The sequence below is a fragment of the Kitasatospora sp. NPDC001603 genome, assembly GCF_040298365.1.
Classification (GTDB): Bacteria; Actinomycetota; Actinomycetes; order Streptomycetales; family Streptomycetaceae; genus Kitasatospora.
This window is the reverse complement of the sequence record NZ_JBEPAA010000002.1, coordinates 111,216-129,584: the sequence shown is the minus strand read 5'-3', so window position 1 is coordinate 129,584 and position 18,369 is coordinate 111,216. Positions and strand designations below refer to the sequence as shown.

The following is an 18,369-nucleotide window of genomic DNA, read 5'->3' as shown; positions in this document are numbered from 1 at the left end:
CGTCCGACCGCCGAGGTCCGATGCCGCGCGGACCGGGGGGCCTCGCCCCGTCACGACGGTTCCGCACGGCGTCGGCGCGCGGCATCAGTCATTCGACTGCGGACCCGGACACGCCCGGCGGGGCGCGTCGCGGCCGCCGCCCAGACCGTCAACTGACTGATGTGCCGGCCCGCCGGGAACGGAAGAGTGCGGTGCGCCGGGCAGGACGGACACCCGCCCCGTCCGGGGACACATCCGCGTCACACGGAAGGCTCAACATGATCGACAGGCGTAGCTTCAACAGGGCCCTGGGACTGGGTGCCGGTGCGGCCGCGGTCTCGATGGCCACCCTGCCGGGCACGGCCGACGCCGCGCCCGTCCCCGGCGGCCCCGGCGCGGCCCCGGTCGTGCCCACGATCACCCCGGGCACGCACACGTCCTTCCCGCGGCTGAAGCAGGTCGAGGCCGGGCTGCTGAACGTGGGATACGCCGAACTCGGCCCGGCGCACGGACCGGTCGTGCTCTGCCTGCACGGCTGGCCGTACGACATCCACAGCTACGTCGACGTCGCGCCGCTCCTGGCCGGCCTCGGGTACCGCGTGATCGTCCCCTACCTGCGCGGACACGGCACCACCCGGTTCCTGTCGCCCCGGACCTTCCGCAACGGCCAGCAGGCCGCCATCGCGATGGACGTCGTCGCCCTGCTGGACACCCTCCGGATCGACCGCGCCGTGGTGGCCGGGTTCGACTGGGGGTCCCGGACCGGGGACGTCCTCGCGGCCCTGTGGCCCGAACGGGTCAAGGCCCTGGTGTCGGTGAGCGGCTACCTCATCACCAACCGCCGGGCACAGCTGGACCCGATCGCGCCGGCGGGCGAGCACACCTGGTGGTACCAGTACTACTTCGCCACCGAACGCGGCAGGAAGGCCATGGAGGACAAGGGCCTGCGCCACGATCTGACCCGCTTCGTCTGGCAGCAGGTCTCCCCCACCTGGAAGTTCGACGACGCGACCTTCGAGCGCACGGAGGCCGCCTTCGAGAACCCCGACTACGCCGCGGTCGTGATCCACAACTACCGCTGGCGGCTCAGCGTCGCCGACGGGGAGCGCCGCTACGACCGCTACGAGGACCGGCTGGCCCTGAAGCCGACCATCGGGGTGCCGACGATCACCCTCGACCCCGCGCTGGACCCGTTCACCGCTCCCGGCGACGGCGCCTCGTACCGGGCCATGTTCACCGGGAAGTACGAGCACCGGACGCTCGGCGGCATCGGCCACAACCTGCCTCAGGAGGCGCCGACCGCGTTCGCCCAGGCCGTCGTGGACGTGGACCACTTCTGAAGGCGCGCCGCCGGGAGGGGACCGGCCCCCTCCCGGCGCAGGTACCCGCACTACTGACACAGCGACGAGGTGGTCGCGAGCCGAAGCTGCACACCGCCGCTAAACTCCCCCCGTGAGAGCTGACGCCGCGCGGAACATCGAAGCCGTCCTGACGACGGGAGCGCGGATGCTGGCCGCCGACCCGGGCGCGAGCATCGCGAGCATCGCCGCCGAGGCGGGGGTGGACCGGCGGACCGTCTACCGGCGCTTCAGCTCCCGCGAGGAACTCCTCACCGCGATCCACTCCGCCCGCCTGGACGCCGTCGAGCGGGCCATCGCCGACGCCCGCCTGCGCGAGGCCCCCGTCGCCGTGGCCCTGCACCGCTACGTGGAGAACGTCATCGAGGTCAACCGCGCCTGGCCGGTGGACCTGGCCCGGATGCTCGCCGACGAGGAAACCCGCAGGCGCCGCGACAGCTCCGTCGCCGAGGTCGGGGACTTCCTCCGACGCGCCGTCACCGAAGGGCTGCTGCGCCCCGGCCTCCCCGAGGGCTGGGTCGCCGCCCTGCTGCCCCAGCTCGTGCACCTGGTGACACGTCAGGCGCCCGACCTGGCCGCCGGACCGGCGGCCGACCTGGTGGTCGACACCCTGCTGCGGGGGGCCGGCGCGCCGTGACGCGCCCGGCCCGGCGCGCCGGCCCCCCGCAGGCCGGCCCCGACCGATCGCCCACACACGGTGCTATGCTCGACGGCGGAAAACCCATCTGACGGAAAGCGTGGAGCAGACATGGCGGGTGACGACGACATCTCCGGGTGAGACCCGGTCCTGAAGCCGTCGGCGGGCATCGGTGCCCCGGGCCAACGGCTTCGTTCGTCGTTCCCCTTCCCCCTGTCTGCTCGCAGGCCGAGGTGTCTCCGCCTGCCCATCCTCCGGGTTGTCCTCATGTCCGATGCGTCCATCGTCTGCTCCCAGCTCTCCTTCTCCTGGCCCGACGACACCCCCGTCTTCCACGACCTCTCCTTCGCCCTCGGCACCGGCCGCACCGGTCTGGTCGCTCCCAACGGCGCGGGCAAGAGCACGCTGCTCAAGCTCATCGCCGGTCAACTGACGCCCTCCGCAGGATCGTTGACCGTCAGCGGCACGCCCGGCTACCTGCCGCAGGACCTCCCGCTGACGGCGGACCTCGCGGTCGCCGACGTCCTCGACGTCGCCGGGGTGATCCGCGCCATCGACGCGATGGAGTCCGGTGACGTGGCCGAGGAGCACTTCACCGCCATCGGCGACGACTGGGACGTCGAGGAGCGCAGCCTCGCCCAGCTCGAACGTCTCGGCCTGGCCGGCGTCGGCCTGGACCGACGGCTGGGCACCCTCAGCGGCGGCCAGATCGTCCAGCTCGGCCTCGCGGCGCAACTGCTCAAGCGGCCCGACGTGCTGCTGCTCGACGAACCCACCAACAACCTCGACCTCGCCGCCCGCCACCGGCTCCACGGCGTCCTGGAGGACTTCCCCGGCTGCCTGCTGCTGGTCAGCCACGACCGTGCGCTGCTCGACCGGATGGACCGGATCGCCGAGCTCGACTCCGGCGAACTGCGGCTGTTCGGCGGCAACTTCACCGCCTACGAGCAGGCCGCGGAGGCCGGGCGCGAGGTCGCGGCCAAGAACATCCGCAACGCCGAACAGGAACTCAAGCGGGAGAAGCGGGAGTTGCAGCAGGCCCGGGAGCGCGCCGACCGCCGGGCGAGCAACGCCGGCCGCAACCTCAAGAACGCCGGTCTGCCCCGCATCTTCGCCGGGACCATGAAGCGCGGCGCCCAGGAGTCCGCAGGACGCGCCGGCCAGGTCCACGCGGCCCGCCTCGGCGAGGCCAGGGCCCGGCTCGACGAGGCCGAGCGCGCCCTGCGCGACGACCAGCGCCTGACCCTGGACCTGTCCGGCACCCGGGTGCCGAGCGGGCGCGACCTCTTCGTCGGCGAGAACCTCCAGGTGCTGCGCGGCGGCACGCCCCTGTTCGCTGGTGGCGGCGTCGATCTGACCGTCCGCGGGCCCGAGCGGATCGCCCTGCTCGGACCGAACGGAACCGGCAAGACCACCCTCCTGCGCCTGCTGGTCGGGGACCTCGCCCCCGACGGCGGACGGCTCAGGCGCTCGGACGGCCGGGTCGCCTACCTCTCCCAGCGGCTGGACCTGTTGGACCCGGACCGCAGCGTGGCGGACAACTTCGCGGCGGCCGCACCGGAGCTGCCGGCGCCCGAGCGGATGAACGTGCTCGCCCGCTTCCTCTTCCGCGGCGCCCGCGCCCACCTCCCGGTCGGTGTGCTCTCGGGCGGCGAGCGGCTGCGCGCCACCCTGGCCTGTGTGCTGTGCGGCGACCCCGCGCCCCAGTTGCTCCTCCTCGACGAGCCGACCAACAACCTCGACCTGGTGAGCGTCGGACAGCTCGAAAGCGCCCTCACCTCCTACCAGGGCGCCTTCGTCGTGGTCAGCCACGACGAGCGCTTCCTGGCCGGCATCGGGGTGGACCGGTGGCTGCGACTGGCCGGCGGCACGCTGGAGGAGGTGGCCGCGCCCGAGGCGTGAGCGCCGTTCAGGTCCGGCCGGCGCGGAGGGACGGCGCCGGCCGGGCCCGCGAGGCCCCCGGGCCGCACGGCTGCGCCGCGCCCGCCCGGTCGCTGCCGCTGATTTCGCCCACGCCCCCGTCATGGCGTACAGTCGGGTTCACCGACGCGGGGTGGAGCAGCTCGGTAGCTCGCTGGGCTCATAACCCAGAGGTCGCAGGTTCAAATCCTGTCCCCGCTACGACGAAGGCCCGGGGTCGGCGCACAGTGTGCGCCGGCCCCGGGCCTTGTTCGTTCACCCGGTGCCCGATCCGCCGGACGCTCAGGCCTTGGCGACGATCTCCAGCAGCGTGAAGTCGCGTTCCTGCGGATCGGCGGTCTCGCCGACCGGCGTCCACTTGTTCTTCTGCAGGTCGAAGGACTTGGCCTCGGTGCCCGTCACCATGTGGACGCTCACCGCGTAGTCGTTCCCCTTCGCCCCGTACACGGCGGGGAGTTCGAGGCCGAGGTAACCGGGGGCGCCGGTGACCTTGAAGCAGAAGCGGCCGTGGCCGACGGGGTCGGTCGTCTGCATGGCCCGGGCGGTGACCTCCAGCAGGCCGGGCGCGCTGTCGCAGGTGGCGAGGGTGATGTGTCCGTCGCCCCGCTTGAGCCTGATCCCGCGCTCCTTGAAGATCGCGTCCGGAAGACCGCGCAGGAGCAGACCCAGGAGGTGGCCAGGGCCGCGGAGCAGGCCCGGCAGGTCGCCGCGAACAACGTCAACCCGGCGGACCACCCGCGCAACGACAGCGTCACGCCGCTGCCCAGGCCCAACGGCGGCATCGAGCTCCCCGGCCCGCCGGACTACCGGGCCCTGGCCCGCCAGTACGCGGCCGCGACCCGCCAGGTGAGTTCCGTGACCGGGATGCTGGCGTTGCCCGCGCGGTTCATCCCGGTGATCGGTCCCGCCGCGTCGGCCCAGCTCACGCGGATGTCCCTGGAAGCCGGCGTGGCCAACGTCCTGTTGACCGGCTACGGGTACGGGTGGACCAGCAAGGAGTTCATGCACTCGGTCGGCAGGTTGACGTTGAGCACCGTCGGCTGGCCGCTGGCCAAGAAGCTCGGGGGCGACAAGGTGGTCAAGGGAGCGTCGCGCCTGTTCAAGAAACTCTTCTGACCTCGGCCTCCGGGGCGGCCCGCCGGTCCGACCGGCGGGCCGCTCCGGCTTCCCGCCCGCCCCCGGCGGCCGGCCGGCGCCTCACCCCACCGGTCGGTGCGGGCGGCTGCCGGCCGGCCGCGGGCCGGGGTCGTCGTCCGTGGCGAGTTCGGGTTCCAGGCCCTCCGGGAGCCTCGGCGTGCGGAGGCCGCTCTCCCGCCGCCAGGCCTCGAACGCCCAGGCGGTCGAAGCGACCAGCGCGAACCCGAGCAGCCAGCCGCCGAGGACGTCGCTGACCCAGTGCACGCCGAGGGCGATCCTGGTCAGACCCGTCCCGAGCACGGTCACCGCGGCGATCGCCCAGGCCACCGGGCGGGCCCGCCGGGGCACGACCGGCAGGAGCACCAGCAGCAGGATCGCGCACGAGGCCATGGCGGTCATGGCGTGCCCCGACGGGAAGGAGAAGCCCGGCGCGTGGGCGACGGGATCGGGCAGCCGGGGCCGGACCCGGGCCACCGTCACCTTGACCAGCAGGCCGGTCAGACCGGCGGCCAGCTCGGTGAGGGCCGCCCACAGGGCCAGCCGCCAGGCCCGCCGCCACAGCAGCCAGCCGACGGTGGCCGCCACCAGCAGGCGCATCGTGACCGGGTCCCAGACCCAGTTGCTCAGTACCCGCGTGGTCTCCAGCAGGAGCGGGTGGTGCCGGACGACTTCGTTCAGGTGCACCGCCGCGCCGGCGTCCAGCTCGCGCAGCGGCTCCCAGCCGGCCTCGATCAGCACCAGCAGGACGGCGGCCGGCACCGCCGCCACGGCGAACGCCAGGACGGCCCCGAGCAGGCGCTCCCCGAAGCGCCGGTCGGCCCGGCGCTGGGAGAAGCGGCGCCGGGTGAGCCAGCGCCGGGAGAGCCGGCGCAGCGCGGGGACCCGGGTACGGGCGGGGCTTCGGTGCGGCCTCCGGTCAGCTGTCATCACGGCTCGTCTACCCACGACCTGCGGAGTCATCCTCGGGGTCGGGCAGCACCGGCTCCTCGACGCCCGCCCGGTCGGCCTCCAGCTGCGCGGCGAAGGCGATCCCGAGGAAGAGCGCGATCGCGGTCAGGTAGGCCCACATCAGGAGCGAGATGATCACGCTCAGCGGCCCGTACACCGCGTCGATCGAGTTGCTCAGCCGCAGGTACAGGCCGAGCAGGGCGGTCAGGCCGACCCACAGCACCAGGTACACGGCGGCGCCGAAGGCGAGCCAGGTGTGGCCGGGCTGTCGGCGGCGCGGTGCCCGGTGGAAGATGACGCTCGCGGACAGCAGGGCGAGCACGATGCCGGCCGGCCACCGCAGGACCGCCCAGACGAGGGCCTCCCGATGGGTTCCCGGTCCGCCCGCCTCGACGACCGCCGCGGCGATCTCCCGGCCCGCCACCAGCAGGACGAAGCCGAGGCCGAGCGGCAGACCGGCCAGCACGGCCATCAGCAGTCCGCGCGCGTACTTGCGGTGGAAGGGCCGGTCGCGTTCGATGCCGTAGATCCGGTTGGCCCCGCGCTCGATCTGGCACATCGCGGTGGCGACGTTGACGAGGGAGAACACGGCGCCGCCCCACAGGGCGACGCTCCCGCCGTCCCCCGCGCGCTCGCGGCCGCTCCGCAGGACCTGGTCGACCAGGTCGGAACTCGGGCCCGCGGTGAGCCGGGCGATGGTCAGCTCGGTCACCCGGCCGAGCCACTGGGTGTGCAGCACGGACGAGAGGCCGACCGCCGCGATCGCGAACGGGACGAGGGCGAGCACGGTCTGGAAGGCGAGGGCCCGGGCGTGGCTGAAGCCGTCGGCGTAGCGGAAGCGCAGGAAGGCGTCCCTGAGCAGCTGCCACCGGCCGTACGCGCGCAGTGTCGTGACGGCCTCGTCGGCGGAGAGCTCCTCGGGCTCGCGGCCGCGGGGGCCGACGCGGGTGGCGGTTCCCACTCAGCTGCTCCGTTCGGCCGGGACGGGATCGGCTCCGACCGGGTGGGACCCGTCGCCCGCAGCCCCGTCGCCCGCAGCCCCGTCGCCCGCGGCTCCGTCGACCGCGGCTCCTTCGCCCGGGGGCCCGCCGACCGGGGGCCCGCCGGCCGTCGGCGTGTGGACCAGCAGGGCGCCGGGCCGGACGGCCAGCCGCAGGGTGCGGCCGGCCGGCAGGCACTCCCCGTCGAGCTCCCGCGGCTGGTCCCGGTCGGCGGTGAGGTGGATCCGGCGCGCCTGGAAGTGTTCGAACGGCGCCGACCCGCCCCCCGCGCCGGTCCGCCCGGTGAGCAGCCGCGCCGCCGCCGCCGGCCAGCCGGCGAGGCCGCGCGGGTGGACGAGGACGAGGTCGAGCAGGCCGTCGTCCGGCCGGGCGCCGGGCAGCAGCCGGATCCCGCCCTGGAGTGCGCCGACGTTGCCGATCACGGCCATCGCGGCCCGCCGGTGGATGGGGCGCGCGTCGTCCAGGGTGACGGTGAGCCGCATCCGGCGGTCGCCGAGGTGGCGGAGCAGCGGGGGCACGTAGGCGGGCCAGCCCCAGCGGTTCTTCGCGCGGCGGCTGGTGCCGGCCATCGCCGCGGCGTCCAGGCCGATGCCCGCCATGGCGCTGACCACCGTGGCGGTGATGCCGTCGCCGTCGGCCGTGGCGAGGTCGATCCGGCGGGGCCCGCCGGCGAGGGCGTCCGCCAGCGCCCGCGCCGGGTCCGCCGGCAGGCCGAGGTTGCGGGCGAGCAGGTTCCCGGTGCCGCAGGGGACGATGGCCAGCGCGACGCCCGTACCGGCGAGGGCGTGCGAGCACGCCGTCACGGTGCCGTCGCCGCCGCAGGCCACCACCAGGTCGGCCCCGGCGGCGACCGCGGCCGCCGCGGCGCCCCGGCCGGGGTCGGCCTCGCTGGTGGCGGTTCTGGTCGGCGCCGCCCAGCCGTGGCCGGCGAGGACGCGGTCGATCCGGTCGAGGGTGTCCTCGTCGACCAGGACGGGGTTGAAGACCACCACCGCCCGGCCGGCGGACGGGTGATCGGGTACGGCTGCCACGGTGGTCTCCCTAGGGTCGGAGAGGAAAGCCCGCCACATGATCCAGAGCACGGCGCCGCCGTTCACCAGCCCGGCCAGCACGTCGGTCGGGTGGTGCATGCCGCGGTACAGCCGGCTGAACCCGACCAGCACCGGCAGCAGCGCCGCCAGGGCGCACAGCGGCAGCCGGAGCGGTCCCCGCAGACGCAGGGCGGCGAGGACGGCAAGTGCGCCGTACAGCGCGACCGCCGCGCCGACGTGGCCGGACGGGAAGCTGGAGGTCGGCGGTGCGCCGTCGAGCCGGGGCGCGGTCGGCCGGGGCCGGTCCACGCACAGGGTGACCAGCAGGAAGACCGCGGACTGGGCGGCGACGGCGCCGCCGAGGAAGGCGGCCTCGCGCCACCGCCGGGCGCCCAGCAGCAGCGCGAGCACGGCGGCGCCCGCCACGGCGATCACGGCCCCGGTGCTCGCGAGGACCGAGAGCCACGCGGTGACGGTGTCGAGGACGGGTACCCGGCCCGCGGCGAGCCGGTCGGTCAGCGCGTTCTCCCCCGGCCGCCAGAGGTGCAGCGGCGGGTGGGTGATCGTGAGACCGGCCAGCACCATGAGCACCGTCTGGGCGAGCAGTGCCGGTGCGATCGTTCGGAGCGGACGCCTTACCCCTGTGGTCACGCCATTCGTCTGCCCGGACACCGCCGTTTCATGGCCGGGCCGGCGCATCCCCTCCGGACGGCGCCCTCCGGACGGGATGCGCCGCCTGCCCGGCCGGGCGCCGCCGTCAGAGGTCGAGGTCGAGCAGGGCGTTGGCGACGACCTCGGTGAGGGCGGGGTGGATCCAGTACGGGGTGCCGGCCAGGGTGGGGACGTCGATGCCGAGGCTCATCGCGACGACCAGGGGCTGGATCAGGGTGGACGCCTGCGGGCCGAGGATGTGGGCGCCCAGCAGGCGGCCCGTCCCCGGGTCCGCGATCACCTTGCAGAAGCCGGCGGTGTCCTCCAGCGCCCATCCGTAGGCGACGTCCGCGTACCGGCGGGTGGCGGTCGTGTAGTCGAGGCCGGCGTCCCGGCACTCCTGCTCGGTCCGGCCCACCTGGGCGATCTGGGGGCGGGTGAAGACCGCGGCGGGGACGGCGTCGTGGCTGGTGGCGATCAGGTCGTCGGGGTGCAGCAGGTTGTGCGCGACCACCTGCGCCTCCCGGTTGGCGACGTGCTTGAGCGGCACGGGGGTGCACACGTCACCGAGGGCGAAGACGCCCGGCGCGGTGGTCCGCTGGTGGGCGTCCACCACCACGCGGCCGTCCTCCCGCAGGGCGATGCCGGCCCGGTCGGCGTCGATGGTGTCGCTGTTGGGGGTCCGGCCGACCGCCACCAGCAGGGCGTCGGCCTCGACCGCGGAGCCGTCGTCCAGGCGCAGCCGCAGCCGGCCCGGTTCCCCCTCCAGTCCGGTCAGCTCGACGCCGGTGCGCACGTCGAACGCGGAGCGGGCCAGTCGGGTGTAGGCGAGGGACACCGACTCGTCCTGCGGGGCGAGCAGGGTCTCCTGCTTCTCGATGACCGTGATCCGGCTGCCGGCCGCGTGGAAGACGTGCGCCAGCTCGGCGGCGATGTAGCCGCCGCCGAGGACGGCCAGGTGCCGCGGCGGCGTCGGGCGCCGCATGATCGTGTCGGAGGTCTCGTAGGGCAGCCCGCTGTCGCGTACCGGCGGCGGGACCACCGGGCGGCTGCCGACCGCCACCACGACCCGGTCCGCGGTGATGTGCACCTCTCTCCCGTCGCCCTCCACCACCAGCGTCCGTTCGCCGGTGAAGCGCGCCCGGCCGCGGTGGACGGTGACGAAGTCCGAGTCGCGCCGGCCCTGCTCCCCCTCCGCGGCCTGCCCGTCGAGGCGCCCGAAGACGCGGTCGCGTACCCGTGGCCACCGCAGGACGCCCGGTGCGGCGTCCACGTCGAAGCGGCCGGCCTCCCGCACGGTGTCCGCGACGTCGGCCGTGTGGGCGAGCATCTTGCTGGGGATGCAGCCCCGGTTCAGACAGGTCCCGCCGAACGGCCCCTCCTCGACGACGGCGACGTCGAGGCCGCCGAAGCGGTCGTCGATCACCGTGTTGCCGGAGCCCGCGCCCAGGACGACAAGATCGTGGTGTGGCATGTCCGGAGGCTACCCCCGCGCGCCGCCCCGACACCGGAGTGCGGAGGGGCCGCCCTTCGGGTCGCGGACGGGGCAGCCGCGCGCCGGCCGGACCGGGCGGGTGAATCCCGGACCGGATCGGGCCATGCGGGTCCGGTCACCGGGTAGGCGCTGGAGGCCGCGCGGACGCGCCGAACCGTCCCCGGCGACCTCACCGACCCCGACCGGCCCCCTGGGAGGACACCCGTGACACCCCCCGACAAGCACCCCGCGACCCGCCACCAGTCGCTGGCCGACCCCGTCGCCGCACGGGCGGGCTGGGACGCCGTGGACGTCCGGGCCGTGGACACCGCCCGGCTGCTCGCGGCCGACGCCGTGCAGCGCACCGGGAACGGCCACCCCGGGACGGCGATGAGCCTGGCGCCACTGGCCCACCTGCTGTTCCAGAACGTCCTGCGCCACGACCCCGGTGACGACCAGTGGCTGGGCCGCGACCGCTTCGTGCTGTCCTGCGGACACACCAGCCTCACCCTCTACGTCCAGCTGTACCTCACCGGCTACGGCCTGGAGCTCTCCGACCTGGAAGCCCTGCGGACCTGGGGTTCCGCCACCCCCGGCCACCCCGAGTACCGGCACACCCGGGGCGTGGAGATCACCACCGGCCCGCTCGGCCAGGGGCTGGGCGCGGCCGTCGGCATGGCGATGGCGGCCCGCCGGGAACGCGGCCTGCTCGACCCGGACGCCCCGGACGGCGAGAGCCCCTTCGACCACCACGTCTACGTCCTCGCCTCGGACGGCGACCTCATGGAGGGCGTCACCGCGGAGGCGAGCTCGCTGGCCGGCCACCAGCGGCTGGGCAACCTGACCATGGTGTACGACCAGAACCACATCTCGATCGAGGACGACACCGACGTCTCGTTCAGCGAGGACGTCGCCGCCCGCTACCGCGCCTACGGCTGGCACGTGCAGACCGTCGACTGGACCCGCACCGGCCGCTACGTCGAGGACGTCGACGCCGTCCTCGACGCGCTCCGGGCCGCCCGCGCGGAGACCACCCGGCCCTCGCTGCTGGTGCTGCGGACGGTCATCGGCTGGCCCGCCCCCAACCTCCAGAACTCCGGCAAGGCCCACGGCTCCGCGCTCGGCGACGAGGAGGTCGCCGCCACCAAGGAACTGCTCGGCTTCGACCCCGCGCGCAGCTTCACCGTCGAGGACGAGGTCCTCACCCGCACCCGCCGGGCACGCGAGCGCGGCCGTGAACTCCACGAGGCCTGGACCCCGCGCTACGAGCGCTGGCGCGGCGAGCACCCCGAGCGCGCGGCGCTGCTGGACCGGCTGACGGAGCGCCGGCTGCCGGACGGCTGGGCCGACCACCTGCCGGCCTTCCCCCCGGACCGGGAGGGGCTGGCCACCCGCGCCGCCTCGGGCCGGGTGCTCACCGCGCTCGCACCGGTGCTGCCCGAGCTGTGGGGCGGCTCGGCCGACCTCGCCGGGAGCAACAACACCACCATGGACGGCGAGCCGTCCTTCCTGCCCGAGGGCGTGGAGACCGCGGAGTGGAAGGGCGGCCCGTACGGCCGCACCCTGCACTTCGGGATCCGGGAGCACGCCATGGGGGCCATCCTCAACGGGATCGCCCTGCAGAGCCTGACCCGCCCCTACGGCGGCACCTTCCTGACCTTCAGCGACTACATGCGGCCCGCGGTGCGACTGGCCGCGCTGATGGAGCTCCCGACCGTCTACGTCTGGACGCACGACTCGATCGGCCTCGGCGAGGACGGCCCCACCCACCAGCCGGTGGAGCACCTCGCGGCGCTGCGCGCGATCCCCGGCCTCGACGTGGTGCGTCCCTGCGACGCCAACGAGACGGCCGCCTGCTGGCACGCGCTGCTGGAGCACCACGACCGGCCGACCGGCCTCGTCCTCACCCGGCAGAAGGTGCCCGTCCTCGACCGCGGGACCGGCGGGTGCGCACCGGCGGACGGCGCCGCCCGCGGCGGCTACGTGCTGCGCGACCCGGCCGACGGCGCCCCGCCCCGGGTCCTGCTGCTGGCCACCGGCTCCGAGGTGCACCTCGCGCTGGCGGCGCAGGAGCAGCTGGCCGGTGAGGGCGTGGCGAGCCGGGTGGTGTCGCTGCCGTGCCTGGAGTGGTTCGCCGCGCAGCCGCGCGAGTACCGCGACGACGTCCTGCCGCCCGCGGTGGCGGCGCGGGTGAGCGTGGAGGCGGGCGTGGCGCTCGGCTGGCGCGAGCTGGTCGGCCCGCACGGCCGGATCGTCAGCCTCGACCACTTCGGTGCCTCCGCCGACTACCGGCGCCTGTACAGCGAGTTCGGCCTCACCGCCGAGGCCGTGGCCGGGGCCGCGCGGGAGAGCCTCGCGGCGGCCGGCTGACGCCGGGTCCGCCCCGGTGCGCCCGCCCGTCGCGGGCGGCCGCACCGGGAGCGGGTGTCAGCCGGTCCACCGCCGGTGCCGGGCGCGCCAGGCCAGCGACGGCCCCGCTCCGGTGTCCGCGGCCGTGATCAGCAGGCCGCCGCACATCGACAGGTTCTTCAGGAAGTGGATGCGCTGCCGGGCGCGCTCCTCCTCGTCCTTGACCTCCCAGAACCGGTGGCCGGCCAGGGTGACCGGGACGAGGGTCGCCGCCAGCGCGAGCGCGGCGGGCCGGGTGAGACGGCCGGACGCCAGCAGCGCGCCGGCCACCACCTGGACCCCGGCGTTGAGCCGGATCGCCGTTTCGGGCCGGCGCGGAACGGCCGGGACGTGCTCGGCGAGCGGGTCGACCACCGGTTCGGCGGCGACCTCCAGCCGGGCGGGGTTCAGTAGGGCGTCGGCGCCTCCGTAGAGGAACATCGACGCCAGCATCGGTCGTGCACAGGCTCGCAGGATGGACATACCCGGCGTCTTTCCGGTCCACCGGCGGCCAATCCCCGTCGCGCGGGGCGTTCCCCCGACGGGCGGCACGGGGCTCGGCGGGTCCCCTCGGGCTCGTTCGGGTGGGCCGACCCGTCCGGGCGACAACAAACCGGCGAGGGCCGGTTGACCCGTCGGCAATCGGGCAGACGCACGGCGCGGGGGAAGAGCTCACAGAGCCCAAGGAGCGCGGCATGATCGTCCTCGGAATCATCCTTCTCGTCATCGGTCTCCTCACCGGCCTCGGCTTCCTGTGGACGATCGGAGCGGTCCTCGTCGTCGTGGGACTGATCCTGTGGATCCTGGGAGCGGTCGGGCACGCCGTCGGCGGGCGCAAGCACTACTGGTGAGGGAGGCCGTCGACCGACCGAGCACAGCGCCGTCCCGGGACCGCCGGAGGTGCCGGCCGCCTTCCCGGCCCCAGGGCCCTCACGGGCGGGCAGCCGAGCTGCCTGCCCGCCCCGTCCTCGCCACCGTCCGCCTCGCCGTTGCCCCCGAGGCAACCCGCCAGGACCGCGAACGGCGGGTGGGGCCGATCCGTTCCGGGCAGGGATGAGGGGAGTTCGCCCTCGACAGAACACGTACGGTAGCGTCCCCGACAGCATGTTCCGAGGCCCGGTCCCCGGGGTTCATACGGCTTCCGACCGTGTGGCACCCGGGGACCGGGCCTGATCCGCGGCCGGGTGCTCAATCAGGAAGGCGGCGTCCGATGGCTGGCGCGACGAGGTCCCAGACCGCACACACCGGCGGTGGCGACGGCACCGCGCAGGTCGACGAACCCGATCTCCGGCGGCTGCTCGGCGGCCTGACCGCCGTCCGCGACGGCGACTTCGGCACCCGGCTGCCGGACGACGCGGACGGGCTGCTCGGTGAGATCGCCACCGTCTTCAACGGCATGGTCGACCAGCTCTCCCGGTTCACCTCCGAGGTGACGCGGGTCGCCCGCGAGGTGGGCACCGAGGGCCGGCTCGGCGGGCAGGCGGAGGTCCCCGGAGTCTCCGGGACGTGGAAGGACCTCACCGACTCGGTCAACGCGATGGCGGGCAACCTCACGTCGCAGGTGCGGGACATCGCCCAGGTCGCCACCGCGGTCGCCAAGGGCGACCTCTCGCAGAAGATCGACGTGGCGGCGCGGGGCGAGATCCTGGAGCTGAAGAACACCGTCAACACCATGGTCGACCAACTGTCCTCCTTCGCCGCCGAGGTGACCAGGGTGGCCCGCGAGGTCGGCAGCGAGGGCCGGCTCGGCGGCCAGGCCCAGGTCCCCGGGGTCGCCGGCACCTGGCGCGACCTCACCGACTCGGTCAACTTCATGGCCGGCAACCTCACCGACCAGGTCCGCAACATCGCCCAGGTCACCACGGCGGTCGCCAAGGGCGACCTCTCGCAGAAGATCACCGTCGACGCCCGGGGCGAGATCCTGGAGCTGAAGAACACCGTCAACACCATGGTCGACCAACTGTCCGCGTTCGCGGGCGAGGTGACCAGGGTGGCCCGCGAGGTCGGCACCGAGGGCCGGCTCGGCGGCCAGGCCCAGGTCCCCGGAGTGGCCGGCACCTGGCGCGACCTCACCGACTCGGTCAACTTCATGGCCGGCAACCTGACGGCGCAGGTCCGCTCGATCGCCCAGGTGGCCACCGCCGTCGCCAAGGGCGACCTCTCGCAGAAGATCCGGGTCGACGCGCGCGGCGAGATCCTGGAACTCAAGGAGACCATCAACACGATGGTCGACCAGCTGAGTTCCTTCGCCGGGGAGGTGACCAGGGTCGCCCGCGAGGTCGGCACCGAGGGACGGCTCGGCGGCCAGGCCGACGTCCGGGACGTCTCGGGGACGTGGCGCGACCTGACCGAGTCGGTCAACGTGATGGCGGACAACCTGACGGCGCAGGTCCGCTCGATCGCCCAGGTGACGACGGCGGTCGCGCTGGGCGACCTCTCGCAGAAGATCCGGGTCGACGCGCGCGGCGAGATCCTGGAACTCAAGGAGACCATCAACACGATGGTCGACCAGCTGTCCGCGTTCGCCGACGAGGTGACCAGGGTGGCCCGCGAGGTCGGCACCGAGGGCAACCTGGGCGGCCAGGCGACCGTCCGGGGTGCGTCCGGCACCTGGAAGGACCTCACCGACAACGTCAACGTGATGGCCTCCAACCTGACCGGGCAGGTCCGCTCGATCGCCCAGGTGGCCACCGCCGTCGCCAAGGGCGACCTCTCGCAGAAGATCACCGTCGAGGCCAAGGGCGAGGTCGCCGCGCTGGCCGGCGTCATCAACACCATGGTCGACACCCTCTCGGCGTTCGCCGACGAGGTGACCCGGGTGGCCCGCGAGGTCGGCACCGAGGGCACCCTCGGCGGCCAGGCGCGGGTGCCCAACGTCGCCGGGACGTGGAAGGACCTCACCGACAACGTCAACTTCATGGCCCACAACCTCACCAGCCAGGTCCGCAACATCGCCCAGGTGACCACCGCCGTGGCCAACGGCGACCTCACCCGCAAGATCGACGTGGACGCCCGCGGCGAGATCCTGGAACTCAAGACCACCATCAACACCATGGTCGACCAGCTCTCGGCCTTCGCCGCCGAGGTCACCCGGGTGGCCCGCGAGGTCGGCAGCGAGGGACGGCTCGGCGGCCAGGCCGAGGTCGAGGGAGTCTCCGGCACCTGGAAGCGGCTCACCGAGAACGTCAACGAACTGGCCGGCAACCTGACCCGCCAGGTCCGGGCCATCGCCGAGGTGACCAGCGCCGTCGCCGAGGGCGACCTGACCCGCTCGATCACCGTGGACGCCTCCGGCGAGGTCGCCGACCTCAAGGACAACATCAACTTCATGGTGGAGTCCCTGCGCGAGACCACCCGGGCCAACGAGGAGCAGGACTGGCTGAAGTCCAACCTCGCCCGGATCTCCGGCCTGATGCAGGGCAGGCGCGACCTCCCCGTCGTCGCCGAACTCATCATGGACGAGCTCACCCCGCTCGTCTCGGCCCAGTACGGGGCGTTCTACCTCGCCGAGGAGACCGCCGCGACCGCCGAGGGCGCCTCCACCACCTTCCTCCAGCTGATCGGGTCCTACGCGTTCCCGCCGGGCGCGACCCCCACCCGCTTCCGGCTCGGCGAGTCCTTCGTCGGCCAGGCCGCCCGCAGCCGGCGCACCATCGCGGTCGACTCGCTGCCCGCCGGCTACGTCAGCATCTCCTCCGGCCTGGGCCGGGCCGAGGCCGCCTCGCTGATCGTGCTGCCGATCGTCGTCGAGGAGCAGGTGCTGGGCGTCATCGAACTCGCCTCCGTCCGCGCGTTCACCCCCGTCCACCGGGCCTTCCTGGAACAGCTGATGGAGACCATCGGCGTCAACGTCAACACCATCGTCGCCAACGCCAGGACGGACGAGCTCCTCGGCGAGTCCCAGCGCCTCACCTCCGAACTGCAGGCCCGCTCCGAGGAGCTCCAGGCCCGCCAGGAGGAGTTGCAGTCCTCCAACGCGGAACTGGAGGAGAAGGCGGCACTGCTCGCCGCGCAGAACCGGGACATCGAGACGAAGAACCTGGAGATCGAGCAGGCCCGCCAGGAGCTGGAGGACCGCGCCCACCAGCTCTCGGTCGCCTCCACCTACAAGTCCGAGTTCCTCGCCAACATGAGCCACGAGCTGCGCACCCCGCTGAACAGCCTGCTGATCCTCGCCCAGCTGCTCGCCCAGAACCCGACCCGCAACCTGACCGCCAAGCAGGTCGAGTACGCCGGCATCATCCACTCCGCGGGCTCGGACCTGCTCCAGCTGATCAACGACATCCTCGACCTGTCGAAGGTCGAGGCCGGCAAGATGGACGTCGCCCCCGAGCGCCTTCCGCTGCGCAAGCTGCTGGACTACGTCGAGGTGACCTTCCGCCCGCTCACCACCCAGAAGAGCCTGACCTTCGAGGTCACCACCGCCCCCGACGTACCGGCCGAGCTGCTCACCGACGACTACCGGCTGCGCCAGGTGCTGCGCAACCTGCTCTCCAACGCGGTCAAGTTCACCCAGCGGGGCAGCGTCCGGCTGCGGATCGAGGTGGCGAACCCGGCCGACGTGCCGGAGATGGCCCGCCGCGACGACGGGCCGGTCATCGCCTTCCACGTGGTGGACACCGGCATCGGGATCGAACCCGACCACCTGGAGAGCGTCTTCGGCGCGTTCCAGCAGGCCGACGGGACGACCAGCCGCAAGTACGGGGGCACCGGGCTCGGCCTGTCGATCAGCCGGGAGATCGCCTTCCTGCTCGGCGGCGCCATCACCGCGCGCAGCACCCCCGGTCAGGGCAGCGTCTTCACGCTCTACCTGCCCGCCGCCCGGGCGGACTACGTCGAACTGAGCGGCCGGCAGCCCGAGTCCACCGCGGAGGCCGGGCCGGCCGACGCGGCGGCGCCCCACCAGGACGAGCCGGCCGGCCACCCGGCGCCGCCGCCGGCCGCCCAGCCCAAGCGGCTGCTGGTCATCGAGGAGCGCCCGCGCGGGCTGCTGTCCCTCGTCGCGGAGAGCGCCATCGCCGACCTGACCCGCCACGCGGACCTCGGCGACCCCCGCGAGGGCGTCGAGATCATCACCACCGTCGGCGCGCGGGAGGCCGCGGAGACGCTCGCGGCGATGCCGTGCCACTGCGTCGTCCTGGAACTGGACCTGCCGAACGGCGCGGCGCTGGACCTGCTGGAGGAGATGGCGGCGGACGCCGCGCTGCACAGCGTGCCCGTCCTGGCCCACAACAACCGCCGGCTCGGCGCCGGACAGGAACGGCTGCTCCAGGAACGCGCCGCCGCGCAGCCCCTGGAGCTGCTGTCCAGCCTCGACGAGCTGCGCGAGCGCATCGCCCTGCACCTCAGCGCCGAGCAGCCGGGCGACGTCCTGCCCCTGGTGCGCGCCGAGGACACCGCGACCCCGCTCGCCCAGCACGTCGACGGCTCGCTCGCCGGGCGGACGGTGCTCGTGGTCGACGACGACGACCGCAACCTGTACGCCCTCACCGGGATCCTGGAGCTGCACGGCATGCGGGTCCTCCAGGCCGAGAACGGCCGCGCCGCGATCGACACCCTCACCCGGACCGCGGGCATCGACCTGATCCTGATGGACGTGATGATGCCGGAGATGGACGGCTACGCCGCCACCACCGCCATCCGCGCGATGCCGGACCACTCCGACCTGCCGATCATCGCCGTCACCGCCAAGGCGATGATGGGCGACCGGGAGAAGAGCCTCGCGTCCGGAGCCAGCGACCACGTGACCAAGCCCGTCGACGCGCGCGACCTCATCGCCTGCATCGAGCGCTGGCTGCGCCCGTAGTCGCGATCCGCCCAGGCCGGCCGAGACCACACAATCCGA

General features: G+C 73.9%; 13 protein-coding genes and 1 tRNA gene. 8 read left to right on the top strand and 6 right to left on the bottom strand.

From position 1 onward, the window contains the following. The first annotated feature begins 257 nt into the window (after nt 1–257). From ABT263_RS02150 to ABT263_RS02135, 4 genes are all read left to right on the top strand, one after another. On the top strand, nt 258–1,319 hold the full coding sequence (locus ABT263_RS02150; RefSeq protein WP_352286576.1) for an alpha/beta fold hydrolase: 1,062 nt from the start codon (nt 258–260) through the stop codon (nt 1,317–1,319). A 166-nt stretch (nt 1,320–1,485) separates the two neighbouring features. Continuing rightward, nucleotides 1,486–1,974: a TetR/AcrR family transcriptional regulator gene (locus ABT263_RS02145; protein ID WP_329491987.1), complete on the top strand. Its 489-nt coding sequence runs from the start codon at nt 1,486–1,488 to the stop codon at nt 1,972–1,974. A 267-nt stretch (nt 1,975–2,241) separates the two neighbouring features. Continuing rightward, a complete protein-coding gene (locus ABT263_RS02140; protein ID WP_352286575.1) occupies nt 2,242–3,876 on the top strand; it encodes an ABC-F family ATP-binding cassette domain-containing protein in 1,635 nt (544 codons plus the stop codon). A gap of 145 nt (nt 3,877–4,021) precedes the next feature. Beyond that, nucleotides 4,022–4,095 (top strand) — tRNA-Met (locus tag ABT263_RS02135). Between the two features lie 81 nt (nt 4,096–4,176). On the opposite strand, the gene ABT263_RS02130 is transcribed toward ABT263_RS02135, so the two are convergent. Continuing rightward, a complete protein-coding gene (locus ABT263_RS02130) occupies nt 4,177–4,428 on the bottom strand; it encodes a hypothetical protein (protein ID WP_352286574.1) in 252 nt (83 codons plus the stop codon). A gap of 138 nt (nt 4,429–4,566) precedes the next feature. Here ABT263_RS02130 and ABT263_RS02125 point away from each other — a divergent pair, with 138 nt between their 5' ends. After that, a complete protein-coding gene (locus tag ABT263_RS02125) occupies nt 4,567–5,010 on the top strand; it encodes a hypothetical protein (protein ID WP_352286573.1) in 444 nt (147 codons plus the stop codon). A gap of 81 nt (nt 5,011–5,091) precedes the next feature. Here the strand turns inward: ABT263_RS02125 and ABT263_RS02120 are convergent, their stop codons facing one another. From ABT263_RS02120 to ABT263_RS02105, 4 genes are all read right to left on the bottom strand, one after another. Continuing rightward, a complete protein-coding gene (locus ABT263_RS02120) occupies nt 5,092–5,958 on the bottom strand; it encodes a phosphatase PAP2 family protein (RefSeq protein ID WP_352286572.1) in 867 nt (288 codons plus the stop codon). A gap of 10 nt (nt 5,959–5,968) precedes the next feature. Next, nucleotides 5,969–6,940, bottom strand: coding sequence for a YihY/virulence factor BrkB family protein (locus ABT263_RS02115; protein WP_352286570.1), 972 nt, complete (start codon nt 6,938–6,940; stop codon nt 5,969–5,971). Further along, nucleotides 6,941–8,662 (bottom strand): bifunctional phosphatase PAP2/diacylglycerol kinase family protein, encoded by a 1,722-nt coding sequence (locus ABT263_RS02110; RefSeq protein WP_352286569.1) that lies wholly within the window; start codon nt 8,660–8,662, stop codon nt 6,941–6,943. 106 nt (nt 8,663–8,768) lie between these two features. After that, on the bottom strand, nt 8,769–10,136 hold the full coding sequence (locus tag ABT263_RS02105) for a mycothione reductase (RefSeq protein ID WP_352286568.1): 1,368 nt from the start codon (nt 10,134–10,136) through the stop codon (nt 8,769–8,771). Nucleotides 10,137–10,361: 225 nt separating this feature from the next. Here ABT263_RS02105 and tkt point away from each other — a divergent pair, with 225 nt between their 5' ends. Beyond that, nucleotides 10,362–12,506 carry a transketolase gene (tkt, locus tag ABT263_RS02100; RefSeq protein ID WP_352286566.1) on the top strand — a complete coding sequence of 715 codons (2,145 nt, stop codon included), beginning with the start codon at nt 10,362–10,364 and terminating at the stop codon, nt 12,504–12,506. A gap of 57 nt (nt 12,507–12,563) precedes the next feature. Here the strand turns inward: tkt and ABT263_RS02095 are convergent, their stop codons facing one another. Continuing rightward, nucleotides 12,564–13,007 (bottom strand): DoxX family protein, encoded by a 444-nt coding sequence (locus tag ABT263_RS02095; RefSeq protein WP_352286564.1) that lies wholly within the window; start codon nt 13,005–13,007, stop codon nt 12,564–12,566. A gap of 212 nt (nt 13,008–13,219) precedes the next feature. On the opposite strand from ABT263_RS02095, the gene ABT263_RS02090 reads away from it, so the two are divergent. Next, nucleotides 13,220–13,375, top strand: coding sequence for a DUF6131 family protein (locus ABT263_RS02090; RefSeq protein ID WP_352286563.1), 156 nt, complete (start codon nt 13,220–13,222; stop codon nt 13,373–13,375). A 359-nt stretch (nt 13,376–13,734) separates the two neighbouring features. Then, nucleotides 13,735–18,330, top strand: a complete 4,596-nt coding sequence (locus ABT263_RS02085) for a HAMP domain-containing protein (RefSeq protein ID WP_352286561.1) — start codon at nt 13,735–13,737, stop codon at nt 18,328–18,330. Nucleotides 18,331–18,369 lie beyond the last annotated feature (39 nt).